Annotated in this window: 15 protein-coding genes; 6 read left to right on the top strand and 9 right to left on the bottom strand. The window is 61.7% G+C overall.

Annotation, left to right across the window (positions count from 1 at the left end; genetic code table 11):
* Positions 1-83: 83 nt before the first annotated feature.
* A complete protein-coding gene (locus PF1751_RS05245) occupies positions 84-962 on the bottom strand; it encodes a polysaccharide deacetylase family protein (RefSeq protein WP_010212857.1) in 879 nt (292 codons plus the stop codon).
* Between the two features lie 11 nt (positions 963-973).
* Positions 974-2296 carry an amidase gene (locus PF1751_RS05240; RefSeq protein ID WP_044286684.1) on the bottom strand — a complete coding sequence of 441 codons (1323 nt, stop codon included), beginning with the start codon at positions 2294-2296 and terminating at the stop codon, positions 974-976.
* Between the two features lie 337 nt (positions 2297-2633).
* On the opposite strand from PF1751_RS05240, the gene PF1751_RS05235 reads away from it, so the two are divergent.
* From PF1751_RS05235 to cmoB, 6 genes are all read left to right on the top strand, one after another.
* A complete protein-coding gene (locus PF1751_RS05235; RefSeq protein ID WP_042571704.1) occupies positions 2634-3623 on the top strand; it encodes a GntR family transcriptional regulator in 990 nt (329 codons plus the stop codon).
* Positions 3624-3715: 92 nt separating this feature from the next.
* Positions 3716-6136 carry an endopeptidase La gene (gene lon / locus PF1751_RS05230; protein ID WP_010212861.1) on the top strand — a complete coding sequence of 807 codons (2421 nt, stop codon included), beginning with the start codon at positions 3716-3718 and terminating at the stop codon, positions 6134-6136.
* 192 nt (positions 6137-6328) lie between these two features.
* Complete coding sequence (locus PF1751_RS05225; protein WP_042571703.1) at positions 6329-6718, top strand: protease inhibitor I42 family protein; 390 nt, start codon at positions 6329-6331, stop codon at positions 6716-6718.
* Position 6719: 1 nt separating this feature from the next.
* Entirely contained in the window at positions 6720-7376 is a 657-nt protein-coding gene (locus PF1751_RS05220; RefSeq protein ID WP_042571702.1) for a lysoplasmalogenase, read from the top strand.
* A gap of 36 nt (positions 7377-7412) precedes the next feature.
* Positions 7413-8156 (top strand): carboxy-S-adenosyl-L-methionine synthase CmoA, encoded by a 744-nt coding sequence (gene cmoA, locus PF1751_RS05215; RefSeq protein WP_010212868.1) that lies wholly within the window; start codon positions 7413-7415, stop codon positions 8154-8156.
* Positions 8153-9109, top strand: coding sequence for a tRNA 5-methoxyuridine(34)/uridine 5-oxyacetic acid(34) synthase CmoB (cmoB, locus tag PF1751_RS05210; RefSeq protein ID WP_010212870.1), 957 nt, complete (start codon positions 8153-8155; stop codon positions 9107-9109). Before cmoA ends, cmoB begins: the two co-directional genes overlap by 4 nt.
* Positions 9110-9188: 79 nt before the next feature.
* Here cmoB and tadA read toward each other — a convergent pair whose 3' ends face one another.
* From tadA to lepB, 7 genes are all read right to left on the bottom strand, one after another.
* Positions 9189-9686 (bottom strand): tRNA adenosine(34) deaminase TadA, encoded by a 498-nt coding sequence (gene tadA, locus PF1751_RS05205; RefSeq protein WP_010212871.1) that lies wholly within the window; start codon positions 9684-9686, stop codon positions 9189-9191.
* A complete protein-coding gene (locus PF1751_RS05200) occupies positions 9686-11062 on the bottom strand; it encodes a multicopper oxidase family protein (protein ID WP_029529236.1) in 1377 nt (458 codons plus the stop codon). Before PF1751_RS05200 ends, tadA begins: the two co-directional genes overlap by 1 nt.
* Before the next feature lie 277 nt (positions 11063-11339).
* Positions 11340-12083, bottom strand: coding sequence for a pyridoxine 5'-phosphate synthase (gene pdxJ / locus PF1751_RS05195; RefSeq protein WP_021491822.1), 744 nt, complete (start codon positions 12081-12083; stop codon positions 11340-11342).
* 51 nt (positions 12084-12134) lie between these two features.
* On the bottom strand, positions 12135-12821 hold the full coding sequence (recO, locus tag PF1751_RS05190) for a DNA repair protein RecO (RefSeq protein WP_021491823.1): 687 nt from the start codon (positions 12819-12821) through the stop codon (positions 12135-12137).
* A gap of 165 nt (positions 12822-12986) precedes the next feature.
* Positions 12987-13889 carry a GTPase Era gene (era, locus tag PF1751_RS05185; protein WP_010212878.1) on the bottom strand — a complete coding sequence of 301 codons (903 nt, stop codon included), beginning with the start codon at positions 13887-13889 and terminating at the stop codon, positions 12987-12989.
* Positions 13882-14571 carry a ribonuclease III gene (gene rnc / locus PF1751_RS05180; protein WP_010212880.1) on the bottom strand — a complete coding sequence of 230 codons (690 nt, stop codon included), beginning with the start codon at positions 14569-14571 and terminating at the stop codon, positions 13882-13884. The genes era and rnc overlap by 8 nt, the downstream gene beginning before the upstream one ends.
* Positions 14572-14721: 150 nt before the next feature.
* A complete protein-coding gene (lepB, locus tag PF1751_RS05175; RefSeq protein WP_010212881.1) occupies positions 14722-15576 on the bottom strand; it encodes a signal peptidase I in 855 nt (284 codons plus the stop codon).
* Between the last annotated feature and the right edge of the window lie 3 nt (positions 15577-15579).

Below are 15579 nucleotides of genomic sequence, written 5' to 3'. Positions count from 1 at the left end.
GCCTCGACACCGCGTTCATCCAGGATGCCCGCGTCATCGTTGACGGTTTCCGCGGGCAAGCCCGCTGCTACAGGTGGGGTGTGTCAGGTACGGGGTTGGCGGCGGATGAAGTCGTCGGCGATTTCGTCGAAGGTCACGAAGCGCACACCGGCATGGCTCTGGATGTGTTCGATCAGGCGCTCAAGCATCAGCAGCACTTGCGGACGGCCGGAGACGTCGGGGTGGATGGTCATGGTGAACACGGCGTGTTCGTGTTCGCGATACACCCAGTCGAACTGGTCGCGCCACATTTCTTCGAGGTGACGCGGGTTGACGAAGCCGTGGCTGTTGGGGGCTTTCTTGATGAACATCATTGGCGGCAGGTCGTCGAGGTACCAGTTGGCCGGGATCTCCACCAGGTCGGTTTCTTCGCCGCGCACTAGGGGTTTCATCCAGGTGTCGGGGTGCTGGCTGTAGTCGATCTTGGTCCAGCTGTCGCCCTTGCGCACGTAGTAGGGATGGAAGTCGTTGTGCATCAGGCTGTGGTCGTACTTGATGCCTTTTTTCAGCAGCAGTTCGTTGGTGACCTTGCTGAATTCCCACCACGGCGCCACGTAACCCGTCGGGCGCTTGCCGGTGACTTGGGTGATCAGCTCGATGGATTTATCCAGGACAATTTCTTCCTGCTCGGCCGTCATGGCGATGGGGTTTTCATGGCTGTAGCCGTGCACACCGATTTCGTGACCGGCGTCGGCCACGGCCTTCATCTGCTCGGGGAAGGTTTCCATCGAGTGGCCAGGGATGAACCAGGTGGTACGCAGGCCATAGCGTTCGAACAGCTTGAGCAGGCGCGGCGCGCCGACTTCGCCGGCGAACAGGCCACGGGAGATGTCGTCCGGCGAGTCTTCGCCGCCGTAGGAACCGAGCCAGCCGGCGACGGCGTCAACGTCGACGCCGAATGCACAGAGAATGTCTTTAGCCATGATGTGTCTCCTTAAACGTTGAGTACGGATTCGACGGATAGCGCCGCGCGCAACAGGCGAGCGTCTTCCCCCGTCGGGGCGCTGAGCAGCAGCCCGGTGGGCAGGCCCTGGGCATCACGGCCGCTGGGCAGGGTCACGCCCGGCATGTCGAGCAAACTGCCGGGCATGGTCAGGCGCAGGGTGGCGAGGTTGGTTTTGACGAACAGCTCGTCATCGGCTTCCAGCGGTGCCAACGCCGGAGCGACATGGGCGATGGTGGGGGTGATCAGGAGGGCGCCGTCGAGGTCGGCCATCAATTGCTGTTGCAGGCGGCGACGGGCGTCGAACAAGTGGAGCAGTTGGCTGGCCGGCAGCGCGCGCGCGGCTTCGAGGCGGCGGCGTACACGGGGGTCGAGTTGTTCGGCGTCGGGGCTGTCGAGCAAGGCTTCGTGCAAGGCGAAGGCTTCGAAGGAACCCAGCCAGCCATGGTGCTTGATCAGGTCCAAGGTGGCCTGGAAGGTCGGGCACTCGCGTTCTTCGATCAACGCGCCGTGGGCCTTGAGTTGCTCCACTGCGCGCAGCAGGTTGTTGCGTACAGCGGGTTCGACATCTTGCTGCGCCAACACAAAACGCTGGCCCTTGAGGCTGCGGGCGATGTGCGTTTGGCGACGGCCATGCAGCAGATCGTCGATGGCCAGGGCATCACGCACGCTGCGCGTCAGCGGACCCAGGCTGTCGAGGGTGTGGGCCAGGGGGAACACGCCGTCGCGGCTATAGCGTCGGCTGCTGCTGCGGTAACCCACCAGGCCGTTGAACGCCGAGGGGATGCGGATGGAACCGGCGGTGTCGGTCCCCATGGCGATGGGCACAATTGCGGCAGCGACGGCCACGGCTGAACCGGACGACGAGCCGCCGGGAATGCGTGGCTGGTCAGTGCCATGGGGATTGTGTGGCGTGCCGAAATGCGGGTTCAGGCCCAGGCCGGAATACGCCAATTCGCTGAGGTTGGTCTTGCCCACGCTGACCATCCCGGCGCGGCACAGCAAGCCGACCGTCGGTGCGTCGAGCAATGCGGCAGGCGCGTTGCGGCGGTAGGCGGCGCCAGCAGTGGTAATGCTGCCGGCCACGTCGAACAGATCCTTCCAGGCCAAGGGTACGCCGTCGAATACACTCAAAGGCTGGCCGGCGCGCCAACGGGCGGCAGCGGCTTCAGCTTCCCGGCGCGCGCGCTCGGCAGTCAAGCTGATGAACACGGCCGGGACCTGGCTCGCCTTCTCGAGTGCCTGTTCAAGGACTTGCACCGGGTCGCTGCGACCGCTGGCGAAATCCTCGGCCATTGAAGTGGCGTCTGACATCAGGTTGCCCCTTATAAAACGTACATATTAATAAAATATACATTTTACAAAGGCAGCTTTCGTGCCAGTCTCTGTTTGACGGGCTCTACGCAAACCGTGGATTTTGCCCAGAGCTACGGGATAGAAGGTTTTAAACAGCGCAAAAAAAGGACGGGAGCACGCCGGAAAGCGTGCCGAATGAAATAATGTATCTTTTATTAATAAGTACATTTTGGTGCAGAAAAGTAACATCACCACATTTCAAGCCCCAAAAAAGTGCCGCCGCTGTGGCGCAGGGTGACAGGCGCAACTTATGAGAGAATCCCCGGCCACCGTCCTACAAGCCCCAGAGAAAGCGATGAAAGCAGTGTCCGCCTCGGCCTCCCGTTACGCGATGATTCACCAGGTATTGCGTGATGCGATCGTCAACGGCACCGCACGCCACGGCCTGGTCTTGCTGGAAGCGCCGCTGGCCGAATTGTTCGGCACCAGTCGCGTGCCGGTTCGCCGAGCCCTCGACCTGCTGCATGAGGAAGGGCTGATCTGTCGCTTCAACGGCCGGGGTTACCTGATCAACCCCGAAGGCCTGGCGCTGGAACCGCTGCGCCTACCCTTGAGCCATGCGCACTTGGGCCTCAACGGGGAAGATGAGTTGGTGGACACGCGGCCCCTGGGCGAGCGCATCGTCGAGGAAATCGGCGCTGCGCTGTCCACCTGCATTGCCTTCGGTCACTACCGCCTGGACGAGCAAGCCGCCGCCGACCACTACGGCGTCAGCCGCGCAGTGGTGCGCGAAGCGCTGATGCGCCTGCGCGACCGAGGCCTGGTGGAAAAAGAGCCCTACTCTCAATGGCTGGCAGGACCGCTGACCGCCCGCGAAGTCACCGAAGACTACGAGCTGCGCGCCTGCCTGGAACCTGAAGCCCTGCGCCAGAGCGCGCCTCACCTCGACCGCGAATTGCTGGAGGCCATGTTGCAACGCGTGCTCGATGCCCAGGACAGCCCCCACTGCAGCTTGGAGGCCATCGAACAGATCGAGGAGGACCTGCACCAGCGCTGCCTAGCCGGCCTGCAGAATCGCAAGATCGCGGCACTGATTCGCCAAGGACAGAGCCCGATGATCATCAGCCGGATTTTCTACCGTTTGCTGGGGATCGGCGCCGATCCAGCCATGCTGGCCGAACATCGGCTGATTCTAGAGTTGTTGTTGCATGGCGCATTTGACGCAGCGGCGCTGAACCTGCGCGAGCATTTGCAACGCGCACGGCAGCGTATGCTGCAGCGGTTGAAAGTGTTGTCAGTGCTGCCGGAGCAGCCATTGCCGAGCTACCTGCACAAAATCAGCTGAATTCATGCAATTTGTTGCTAACTTCACCCGACCATTGAAACCACCGCTACCCCGCCCCATCTAACTTGCATACTTCCTTATGCAGGTGCCCCATGAGCGACCAGCAAGAATTCCCTGATTACGACCTCAACGACTACGCCGACCCCGAAAACGCTGAATCCGCCTCGTCCAATACCGGCCTGGCCCTGCCTGGGCAAAACCTGCCGGACAAGGTCTACATCATTCCGATCCACAACCGGCCCTTCTTCCCTGCGCAAGTGCTGCCGGTGATCGTCAACGAAGAGCCGTGGGCCGAGACCCTGGAGTTGGTGAGCAAATCCGACCACCACTCCCTGGCCCTGTTCTTCATGGACACGCCGCCGGAAGACCCACGCCACTTCGACACCTCAGCCCTGCCGCTGTACGGCACCCTGGTGAAGGTGCACCACGCCAGCCGCGAGAACGGCAAGCTGCAATTCGTGGCCCAGGGCCTGACCCGTGTGCGCATCAAAACCTGGCTCAAGCACCACCGCCCGCCCTATCTGGTGGAAGTCGAATACCCGCACCAGCCGAGCGAGCCGACCGACGAGGTCAAGGCCTACGGCATGGCGCTGATCAATGCGATCAAGGAACTGCTGCCACTCAATCCGCTGTACAGCGAAGAGTTGAAGAACTACCTCAACCGCTTCAGCCCCAACGACCCATCGCCACTGACAGACTTCGCCGCTGCGCTGACCTCGGCCACCGGTAATGAGTTGCAGGAAGTGCTGGACTGCGTGCCCATGCTCAAGCGCATGGAAAAAGTGCTGCCGATGCTGCGCAAAGAAGTCGAAGTCGCGCGCCTGCAAAAAGAACTGTCCGCCGAGGTGAACCGCAAGATCGGTGAACACCAGCGCGAGTTCTTCCTCAAGGAACAGCTCAAGGTCATCCAGCAAGAACTGGGGCTGACCAAGGACGATCGCAGTGCGGACGTCGAACAGTTCGAGCAACGCCTGGAAGGCAAAGCACTGCCGGCCCAGGCGAAAAAACGCATCGATGAAGAACTGAACAAATTGTCGATCCTCGAAACCGGCTCGCCGGAATACGCGGTGACACGCAACTACCTGGACTGGGCCACGTCGGTGCCATGGGGCGTGTATGGCGAGGATAAGCTCGACCTGAAACATGCGCGAAAAGTGTTGGATAAACACCACGCGGGCCTGGATGACATCAAGAGCCGCATCCTCGAATTCCTGGCGGTGGGTGCCTACAAGGGCGAAGTCGCCGGCTCCATCGTGCTGCTGGTCGGCCCGCCGGGCGTGGGCAAGACCAGCGTGGGTAAATCCATCGCCGAGTCCCTGGGGCGGCCGTTCTATCGCTTCAGCGTCGGCGGTATGCGCGACGAGGCCGAGATCAAGGGCCATCGCCGCACCTACATCGGCGCCATGCCCGGCAAGCTGGTGCAGGCGCTTAAAGATGTGGAAGTGATGAACCCGGTGATCATGCTCGACGAGATCGACAAGATGGGCCAGAGCTTCCAGGGCGACCCGGCGTCGGCGCTGCTGGAAACCCTCGACCCGGAACAGAACGTCGAATTCCTCGACCACTACCTGGACCTGCGCCTGGACCTGTCCAAAGTGCTGTTCGTGTGCACCGCCAACACCCTGGACTCCATCCCCGGCCCGTTGCTGGACCGTATGGAAGTGATCCGCCTGTCGGGCTATATCACCGAAGAGAAAGTCGCCATCGCCAAGCGCCACCTGTGGCCGAAACAGCTGGAAAAAGCCGGCGTGTCAAAAAACACCCTGACCATCAGCGATGGCGCGCTGCGTGCGTTGATCGACGGCTATGCGCGAGAGGCCGGCGTACGTCAGCTGGAGAAACAGCTGGGCAAACTGGTGCGCAAGGCGGTGGTCAAGTTGCTGGATGAGCCGGACTCGGTGATCAAGATCGGCAACAAGGACCTGGAAAGCTCCCTGGGCGTGCCGGTGTTCCGCAATGAGCAAGTGCTGTCCGGCACCGGCGTCATCACCGGCCTGGCCTGGACCAGCATGGGCGGCGCGACCCTGCCGATCGAGGCGACGCGTATCCATACCCTCAATCGCGGCTTCAAGCTCACTGGGCAATTGGGTGAGGTGATGAAGGAGTCCGCGGAGATTGCCTACAGCTACATCAGCTCGAACCTGAAGTCGTTTGGCGGTGATCCGAAGTTCTTCGACGAAGCCTTCGTGCACTTGCACGTGCCGGAAGGCGCCACGCCGAAAGACGGCCCAAGCGCCGGGGTAACCATGGCCAGTGCGCTTCTGTCCCTGGCACGCAACCAGCCGCCGAAAAAAGGCGTGGCGATGACCGGCGAGCTGACACTGACCGGGCATGTGCTGCCGATTGGCGGGGTGCGCGAGAAGGTGATTGCGGCGCGGCGCCAGAAGATCCATGAGCTGATCTTGCCGGAGCCGAATCGCGGGAGCTTTGAAGAGTTGCCGGAGTACCTGAAAGAAGGCATGACGGTGCACTTTGCCAAGCGATTTGCGGATGTGGCCAAAGTGCTGTTCTGATCGTTATGTAGCGCCTGGACCGGCCTCTTCGCGAGCAAGCCCGCTCCTCCATGTTGACCGCGTACGCGGTCGACAGGTGGGAGCGGGCTTGCTCGCGAAAGGGCAGGCCCGGTCACCACAAGTTCCCATCCAGTCACACCTTGTCTCATCTTCGGTTATGCTCGGTCTTCGTCGCCCAACAACGGAGCCCCCATGATCGCTGCCCGCCTGCTTCTCCCCTTGAGCCTCACCCTGCTGACCGCGTGCGCCAGTGCACCGAAGCAAAACGTCACCGTGGACAATCAGAGCGCCTGCCCGCTGCAGCTTAAAAGCGGACAAAACCTGATCCTGACGCTGCCGAGCAACCCCACCACTGGCTACCGCTGGGCGATCCAGGACTCCGCCGGCGGCGTGTTGCGTGCGTTGAGCCCGGAGGTCTACAGCAGCTCGGAATCCGGCGTGATCGGTGGCGGCGGCCAGTCGACCTGGCGCTTCCAGGCGTTCGCCACCGGGCAGGGCCGTTTGCGCCTGACCTCCCAACAACCCTGGGAGCCGGAAGCCGAACCCGTCGAGACCTTTGACTGCGCTATCACGGTGAACTGATATGCCATGGCTGATTCTTGCGTTGATGGGCGCCGGCACCTTTATCTACGGCCTGACCACCCATGCCACGTTGCTGTGCCTGCTGGTCAAGCCGCTGCCAGTACTGGCGCTGCTGGGCTGGCTGCATGATGCGCCACCCACCGACTATCGACGCTGGATCAGCCTGGGGCTGATTTTTTCCCTGGTGGGCGATGTGCTGCTTGCCTGGCCGGGTGACCTGTTCATCTTTGGCTTGGGTGCATTTCTGTTGGCGCACCTGGCCTACCTCAAAGCCTATTTCAGTGACTGTCGCCGCTTGGCGCTGCTGCCGCTGGTATTGGCGCTGGCCGTGGGCGCGATCCTGCTGAGCATCCTGATTTCCCATGGGCTGGGCGACCTGCTGATTCCAGTGGTGGTGTATGCCCTGGTAATCAGCGCCATGCTCTGGCGCGCATTGGCCCGGCTAGGCAGCGATGTGCCAAAGCGTTCGGCAGGGTTGGCGGCTGCGGGCGCGGCGTCGTTCGTGTTTTCCGACACGCTGATCGGCATCAACCGGTTTGTGGTGGCGTTCGATGCAGCGCCGTATTTGCTGATCACGACGTATTGGCTCGGCCAATGGGGCATCACGGCCTCGGCTTTCCATCAGACAACCCGCGCACATGAGGGCCAAGTTGGCTAAAATGCCGGCCTTTCCCCCTTCGTCGCCGGAACAACCGTGAGCAAAGAACCCGATCGCCTATTCGCCCAGCCCCTGCCCCAGGTGCCGGACTTCGCCTTTAACGAGGACGTGGTGCGGGTGTTCCCGGACATGATCAAGCGCTCGGTACCGGGTTACCCGACCATCGTCGAGAACCTTGGCGTACTCGCCGCGCAGTTCGCCCAACCCAACAGCGTGCTGTATGACCTGGGGTCATCCCTCGGCGCAGTGACCCAGGCCTTGCGCCGTCATGTGCGCACCGACGGTTGCCGAGTGATCGCGGTGGATAACTCGGCGGCGATGGTCGAGCGTTGCCGTGAATACCTCAATGGCCAGGACTCGATGTTCCAGGAGTTGCTGCCGGTTGAAGTGATCGAGGGCGATATCCTCGCGCTGCAATTTCAGCCGGCGTCAGTGGTCGCGCTGAATTTCACCCTGCAATTCATCGCGCCCGATGAGCGCCTGGCGCTGCTCTCGCGCATCCGCCAATCGCTGTTGCCGGGCGGTGCGCTGATCCTTTCGGAGAAGCTGCGTTTCAACGATGCGCAAGAACATGCGCTGCTCACCGACCTGCATATCGCGTTCAAACGCGCCAACGGCTACAGCGAACTGGAAATCGCCCAGAAGCGCAGCGCCATCGAAAACGTCATGAAGCCCGACAGCCTCGAAGAACATCGCGAACGCCTGTTGGCGGCCGGGTTCTCGACAGTCGTGCCATGGTTCCAGTGTCTTAACTTTGCCTCGTTGATTGCCTTGCCATGATTGATCTGTCCCCCCTCGCCCGCCACCTGGTCGGCACTCCCCTGGCCGTGTGGGCCCAGGGCCTGCAAGCGCAACTCGATAGCAAGATGGAAAAGGGTCATGGCGACCTGGAGCGCTGGCAGAGTGCGCTGGATGCGTTGCCAAAGATCCAACCCAGCGAAGTGGATTTGCTCAACGGCCTGACACTCGATACCCACTGCGACGATGACACCCGCGCGCAGATGCATACCGCGCTGATGGGCCTGAGCCCTTGGCGCAAAGGACCATTCAACCTATTCGGCGTGCATGTGGATACTGAGTGGCGCTCGGACTGGAAGTGGTCCCGCGTTGCACCGCACTTGAACCTGAAGGGCAAGCGCATCCTCGACGTGGGCTGCGGCAACGGTTACTACATGTGGCGCATGCTCGGCGCCGGCGCCGATAGCGTGATTGGCGTTGATCCCAACTGGCTGTTCTTCTGCCAGTTCCAGGCGGTGCAGCGCTACCTGTCCGAGCCCAAGGCCTGGCACCTGCCGTTTCCGTTCGAAGACCTGCCGTCGAACCTGGAAGGCTTTGATACGGTGTTTTCCATGGGCGTGTTCTACCACCGTCGTTCGCCCATCGAGCATCTGCTTGCACTGAAAGATACACTGGTCAAAGGCGGCGAACTGGTCCTGGAAACCCTGGTGGTGGAAGGCGATCAGCAACAGGTGCTGGTGCCGGAAGATCGCTACGCGCAAATGCGTAACGTATGGTTCCTGCCCTCGGTGCCGGCCTTGATGCTGTGGCTGCGGCGTGCAGGTTTCAGCGACGTACGGTGCGTGGATGTGAGTGTGACCACGGTTGAGGAACAGCGTGGGACGCAGTGGATGAAGTACCAGTCCCTCAGCGATTTCCTGGACCCGGAAGATCACAGCAAGACCATCGAAGGGCTGCCGGCGCCAATGCGGGCGGTGATCATCGCCAAGAAATAGTCCCGATCGCCCTGAAGAAACACAGGGCCAAATGTGGCAGGGGGCAAGCCCCCTCCCACATTTTTGTCCTCAGTGTTCTTTAGCGTGGTGGTTTGGCCCGGCGAGCCTTGAAGAACTCACTCAACACCGTGCCGCACTCCTCGGCCAGCACGCCGCCTTCAAACAGCACCTTATGATTGAGAAAGCCCTGGGTAAAAAACTGCCCCTGGCTTTGCACGATCCCCGCCTTGGGCTCCAGCGCGCCGTACACCACCCGCGCAATCCGTGAGTGCACGATCAAGCCCGCGCACATGCTGCAGGGTTCCAACGTCACATACAGCGTGCTGCCCACCAGGCGGTAGTTGCTGATGGCTTGCGCGGCGGCGCGGATGGCGACCATTTCGGCGTGGGCACTGGGGTCGTTGCCGCTGATGGGGCAGTTGAAGCCACGGCCGATGATTTCACCGTCCTGCACCAGCACTGCACCGACGGGCACTTCACCCAATGCAGCACCTTGGGCGGCAAGGGCCAGGGCTTCGCGCATGAAGTCCTGGTCGCGGCTGCGGTCGATGATCGCGGGGGGGCGAAACTGGCGCATCACGCCACCTCGATGGCGGCCATCAGGCCGGTTTCCATATGGTCGATCACGTGGCAATGGAACATCCACACGCCTGGGTTATCCGCCACCAACGCCACGCGGGCGCGTTCGTTCTTGCCCAACAGGTAGGTGTCGGTGAAGTACGGGATCACCTTGTGGCGGTTCGACGCGATCACCTTGAAGCTCATGCCGTGCAGGTGGATCGGGTGCTGGTACTGGGTCATGTTCTTCAATTCGAAAATATAGCTCTTGCCCTTCTCAAGCTTGGCAATCGGGCGGTCGGCGCAGGTCTTGTCAGTGATGTCCCAGGCCTTGCCGTTGATCTGCCACAGGCTGGGTGGCTTGCCGTCATCGACTGAAACGGTGCCAACCCATTCGAAATTGAAGTTGAGTTTCTCCGCATTGGCCAGGTCCGGTTCGCTGATCGGATTGGCGGGCAATGCGGGCGGCCACGCAGTCGGTGCATCGGAGTTGGCCACCGAACGAAACGTACCGAGGCGCACCGGGCCGTTGCGAATCGACAGTTCCTCACCGGCAGGCGGTGCCTTGATCGCCAGGCAGATGCGCATGCCCGGGCCCAGCCAGTATTCCTTGCCCAGCGGGCGCGGCTCGATGGGGTTGCCGTCCAGCGCGTAGATCTGCGCTTCGACATCCGGGATGTTGATGCGATAGGTCAGGGTGTTGTCGAGGTTGAGCAGGCGCACGCGGGTGATCTGCCCGGCGGGCAGATCGATGACGGCCTGGGACACGCCATTGATCGTCGACAACCGCCCGGCGGTGCCGCCACGCGCCGCTTCACGGGGAATGCTGAAGGCCACGAAAGCGCCCTCTTCGTCCACGTGCCAGCTTTTTAGGCTCAGGGTGCGTTCATATTTGAAACCGGTGGGCTCGCGCTCTTCGATGATCAGCGGGCCAACCAGGCCGCGGCCGAGTTCTTCGCTGCTGTTCACATGGGGGTGATACCAGTAGCTCCCAGCGTCGGGCACGCGAAACTTGTAGTCGAAGTATTCGCCGGGCAGCACCGGCAATTGCGAGACGTAAGGCACGCCGTCCATTTCCAGCGGGAGGCGGATGCCATGCCAGTGGATGGTGGTGGCGACCGGCAAGTGGTTGATGAAGCGCACTCGCAGCCATTCGCCCTGGCGCACGCGCAGCTCGGTGCCAGGCGCCGAAGGGCCGAATGCCCAGGCTTCGGTCTTGTGACCCGGCACCAGTTCCACGTCCAGCGGCGCGGCAATCAATTGGTAATCGCTTCCTGCGTTGGCATCGGCAACCTTGCCCAGCCAGTAGCGGTAGGCGCCACCGGCACCCACACCGACTACTGCCAGGCCGGCAAGGCCACCGAGAATCTGTCGACGGGAAAACGATTGGGACACAACAACCTCACGTATCTGCAGCAGGCACGAGGCCTGCAAAGGGCAGATACGATACACCCGCGGGCGCTAAACAGTAAGGGTTCGCATTGCCGCACAGCTGAATTCAAAGGGTTTAGCTGGGTGGTCAGGACTCTGGATACACTGAAGATCCAGTGTGGGAGCGGGCTTGCTCGCGAAGGCGACAGGTCAGTGAATACATCTTTGACTGAGCCACTGCATTCGCGAGCAAGCCCGCTCCCACATTGTTGATCTTCAGCGTTCTTTAGACTGTGTTCGCTTAAGTCCTGGCGGCGGCCAGGATCAGGGCCTTCATCTCGGCAACCGCACCTTTGAAACCGACGAACAGCGCATGCGCCACCAGCGCATGGCCGATGTTCAGCTCGTTGATGCCCTTGATCGCCGCCACTGCCTCGACGTTGTGGTAATGCAGGCCATGGCCGGCGTTGACGATCAGGCCTTCCTTGAGACCGCAGCTCACACCGTCGATGATGCGTTGCAGCTCATCAGCCACTTCGGTCGGCGTGGTGGCATCGGCGTAACGGCCAGTGTGCAGTTCGATAGCCGGTGCGCCGACACGACGCGAGGCTTCGATCTGGCGCTCGTCGGCGTCGATGAACAGCGACACTTCGCTGCCGATCTTCGACAGGCGCTCCACGGCGGCCTTGATCCGCGCTTCCTGGCCGGCCACGTCGAGGCCGCCTTCGGTGGTGAGTTCCTGACGGGTTTCCGGCACCAGGCAGATGTGCGCGGGGCGGATGCGCTCGGCGAACTGCATCATTTCTTCGGTGACGCCCATTTCGAAGTTCATGCGGGTTTGCAGCACATCCTTGAGCACGAGCACATCACGCTCCTGGATATGACGGCGGTCTTCGCGCAGGTGCACGGTGATGCCGTCGGCGCCCGCTTCTTCGGCGTCCAGCGCGGCCTTGACCGGGTCCGGGTAACGGGTGCCCCGGGCCTGGCGCAGGGTAGCGACGTGGTCGATGTTGACGCCAAGAAGAATGCGATTGCTGGTGGTCACGGAAGCGCTCCTGAATAGGGAAAGAAACGCTGCACAGCATACACGGGGTTGTCAGGGCTTTCGAAACAACTCGCGACTGACCAGCGGCCGTCCGCCCAAGTGCACGGCCAGGGCCTGGCGCATCAGGCGCTTGGCGGCAGAAAGCGCACCGGGTGCGGTCCAGTCCGCCTCGCTCATGGCCAACAGTTCGGTGCCCTGGAACAGGCCCGGCTGCAACAGGTACACGCGCTCCAGGCCGGCGTCGACTTGCAGGCGATACATGCCATCGGCGGCGACAGGATCGCCGTGCAGGTCGTTGGCCAGTTCGAAGCCGTAACCCAGGTCGTCGAGCAGACGCCATTCGAAGGCGCGCAGCAGCGGTTCCAGGGGACGCCCTTCGGCCAGGGCGAGCAAGGTGGCGGCGTAATGATCGAAGACCGCCGGGTGTGGGTCTTCGGCGGGCAGCAGGCGAATCAGCAATTCGTTGAGGTAGAGGCCGCTGAACAGCGCCTCACCATTAAGCCAGGCAGAAGTGCCGACACTTTCCATGCGCCCGACGTTTTTCAGCTCGCCTTTGCCGCGAAACTCCACGTCCAAGGCCACAAAGGGTCGCGCCAACGTGCCCGCCTTGCCCCGCGCACTGCGCAATACTGCGCGCAGGCGGCCCTGGGGCGTGAGGAAGTCCACCAGGGCGCTGGTCTCGCGGTAGGCGCGGCTGTGCAGGACGTAGGCGGGCTGGCTGGGGGGGGATTGGGACATTGGGTTCTCGCTGCGGGAACACGGTCTGGAAAACAACGACTATCCAATGTGGGAGCGGGCTTGCTCGCGAATGCGGTGGGTCAGCCAAGCATCCGGTGACTGATCCACTGCATTCGCGAGCAAGCCCGCTCCCACATTTTGTCCTGCGGTGTTACTGGAGGCCGATTACAGGTCGCCGTAGCCCAGAGAGCGCAATGCACGCTCATCATCGGACCAGCCACCCTTCACCTTCACCCACAGGTTGAGCATGATCTTGGAGTCGAACAGCAACTCCATGTCCTTGCGCGCCTCGGTGCCGATACGCTTGATGCGCTCGCCCTTGTCGCCAATGATGATCTTCTTCTGGCCGTCACGTTCGACGAGGATCAGTGCATGGATGTGCAGGGTCTTGCCTTGCTGCTTGAACTCTTCGATCTCGACGGTGATCTGGTACGGCAGCTCGGCGCCCATCTGGCGCATGATTTTTTCGCGCACCAGTTCGGCGGCGAGGAAGCGGCTGCTGCGGTCGGTGATCTGGTCTTCCGGGAAGAAGTGCTCGTTCTCCGGCAGGTGCTCGGCGATCACACGTTCCAGGGCGTCCAGGTTGTGGCCGTGCTGGGCGGAGATCGGGATGATCTGGGCGTTCGGCAGCTGTTCCTGCAGCCAGCTCAGGTGCGGCATCAGCTCGGCTTTGTCTTCGATGCGATCAGTCTTGTTCAGCGCGACGATCAGTGGGCCGGTGACGTACTGCACACGCTCCAGGACCATCTGGTCTTCGTCGGTCCACTTGGTGCGGTCGACCACGAAGATCACCACGTCGACGTCTTTCAACGCCGCCGAAGCGGTCTTGTTCATGTAGCGGTTCAGGGCTTTTTCGCCACCTTTGTGCATGCCCGGGGTATCGACGTAGACCGCTTGCACGTTGCCTTCGGTCTTGATGCCCAGCATGTTATGGCGGGTGGTCTGCGGCTTGCGCGAGGTGATCGCGAGCTTCTGGCCAAGGATGTGGTTCAGCAGCGTGGACTTGCCCACGTTCGGGCGGCCGACGATGGCAACATAGCCACAGCGTGTTGCGTTTGAATCAGTCATGGCCATTCTCCACGCCCAGGGCAATCAGTGCTGCAGCGGCCGCTACCTGTTCGGCAATACGACGGCTCACACCCTGACCTCGGCTTTTTTCGTTCAGTAAGGTGATTTCACATTCCACGAAGAACACGCGGCAATGCGGCTCACCCTGGATATCCACCACTTCATAGCGTGGCAGGTCGCAACCGCGCGATTGCAGGAATTCCTGCAAGCGGGTCTTGGGGTCTTTGTTGGTGTCGACCAGCGTGAGGCTTTCGATCTCGGAGGTCAGCCACGCGGTGACACGTTCCTTGGCTGCTTCCATACCTGCATCGAGGTAGATGGCACCGATCAGCGCTTCGAGGGCGTCGGCCAGGATCGATTCACGGCGGAAACCGCCGCTCTTCAGCTCACCGGAGCCCAGGCGCAGGTACTCGCCCAGGCCGAAGCCACGGGCCAGCACGGCCAGGGTCTCGCCCTTCACCAGGCGTGCGCGCAAGCGCGACAGCTGGCCTTCACGGGCTTGGGGGAAGCGCTCGAAAAGAGCTTCACCGGCGACGAAATTGAGGATGGCATCACCGAGAAATTCCAGGCGCTCGTTATTGCGCCCTGCAAAGCTGCGGTGTGTAAGGGCAAGGACCATCAATTCCTGGTCCTTGAAGGTGTAGCCGAGCTGGCGCTCGAGACGACTTAGAGAAACGCTCACGGTTTACCCATATCTGTTTGGTGGCACCGGCGGCCATCGACGATTGACGCAGTGTTCAAATTCAAATCCTGGTTGGTGCAGCATGAGGCAGGACCGATTTGTCCCCACCCCAGAAAAGCATTCGGCGCTGTGTTCACAGCGCCGCCTGTATTACTTGATCAGCCCGACCCGCGAGAAGTTCGGCAGGTGGCTGAGTTTGGGTTCCGGCCAGCTCATCCAGACCGCGAAGGCCTTGCCGACGATATTCTGGTCGGGAACCATGCCCAGCAGGTCCTTGGGAATGTTGGGGTCATCCCAGTACCGGCTGTCATTGGAGTTGTCGCGGTTGTCGCCCATCATGAAGTAGTGCCCGGCCGGCACTTTCCACTGGCCGTCTGGCTGGGCACGGTAGCGGCTCATTTCCTTACGGATTTCATGCTCCACCGCACCGAGTTTTTCCTGGTACAGCTCGGCGCTGCCCAGGCTGTTCGGCTCGGAGCCGACCAGTTTCTCGGCCACCGACTCACCGTTGATGAACAGGCGCTTGTCGCTGGTGTAACGGATCACGTCGCCCGGCAGGCCAACCACACGCTTGATGTAGTTGACGTTCGGGTCGCTCGGGTAGCGGAACACCATCACATCGCCACGCTGTGGGTCACCGATTTCGATGACCTTCTTGTCGATCACCGGCAGGCGGATCCCGTAGGAAAACTTGTTCACCAGGATGAAGTCGCCCACGTCCAGGGTGGGTTTCATCGACCCCGAAGGAATCTGAAACGGTTCCACCAGGAACGAACGCAGCACCAGCACGATGAACAACACCGGGAAGAACGACTTGCCATATTCAACCAGCAAGGGCTCTTTGTTCAGCTTCTCGATCACCACGCCATCGGGCTGGCTGACGCTGCCCTGATAGGACGCGATAGCCGCCCGCCGACGCGGGGCGAAGAACACCAGATCGAGCAACGCCAGGAGGCCGCAAACGGCAACGGCGATGACCAGCAACAGCGGGAAATTTAGCGACATAGG

It is taken from the genome of Pseudomonas simiae, assembly GCF_000934565.1.
GTDB classification, from domain to species: domain Bacteria; phylum Pseudomonadota; class Gammaproteobacteria; order Pseudomonadales; family Pseudomonadaceae; genus Aquipseudomonas; species Aquipseudomonas simiae.
The sequence above is the reverse complement of the archived record's forward strand: the minus strand, read 5'-3'. Positions and strand labels throughout refer to the sequence as shown.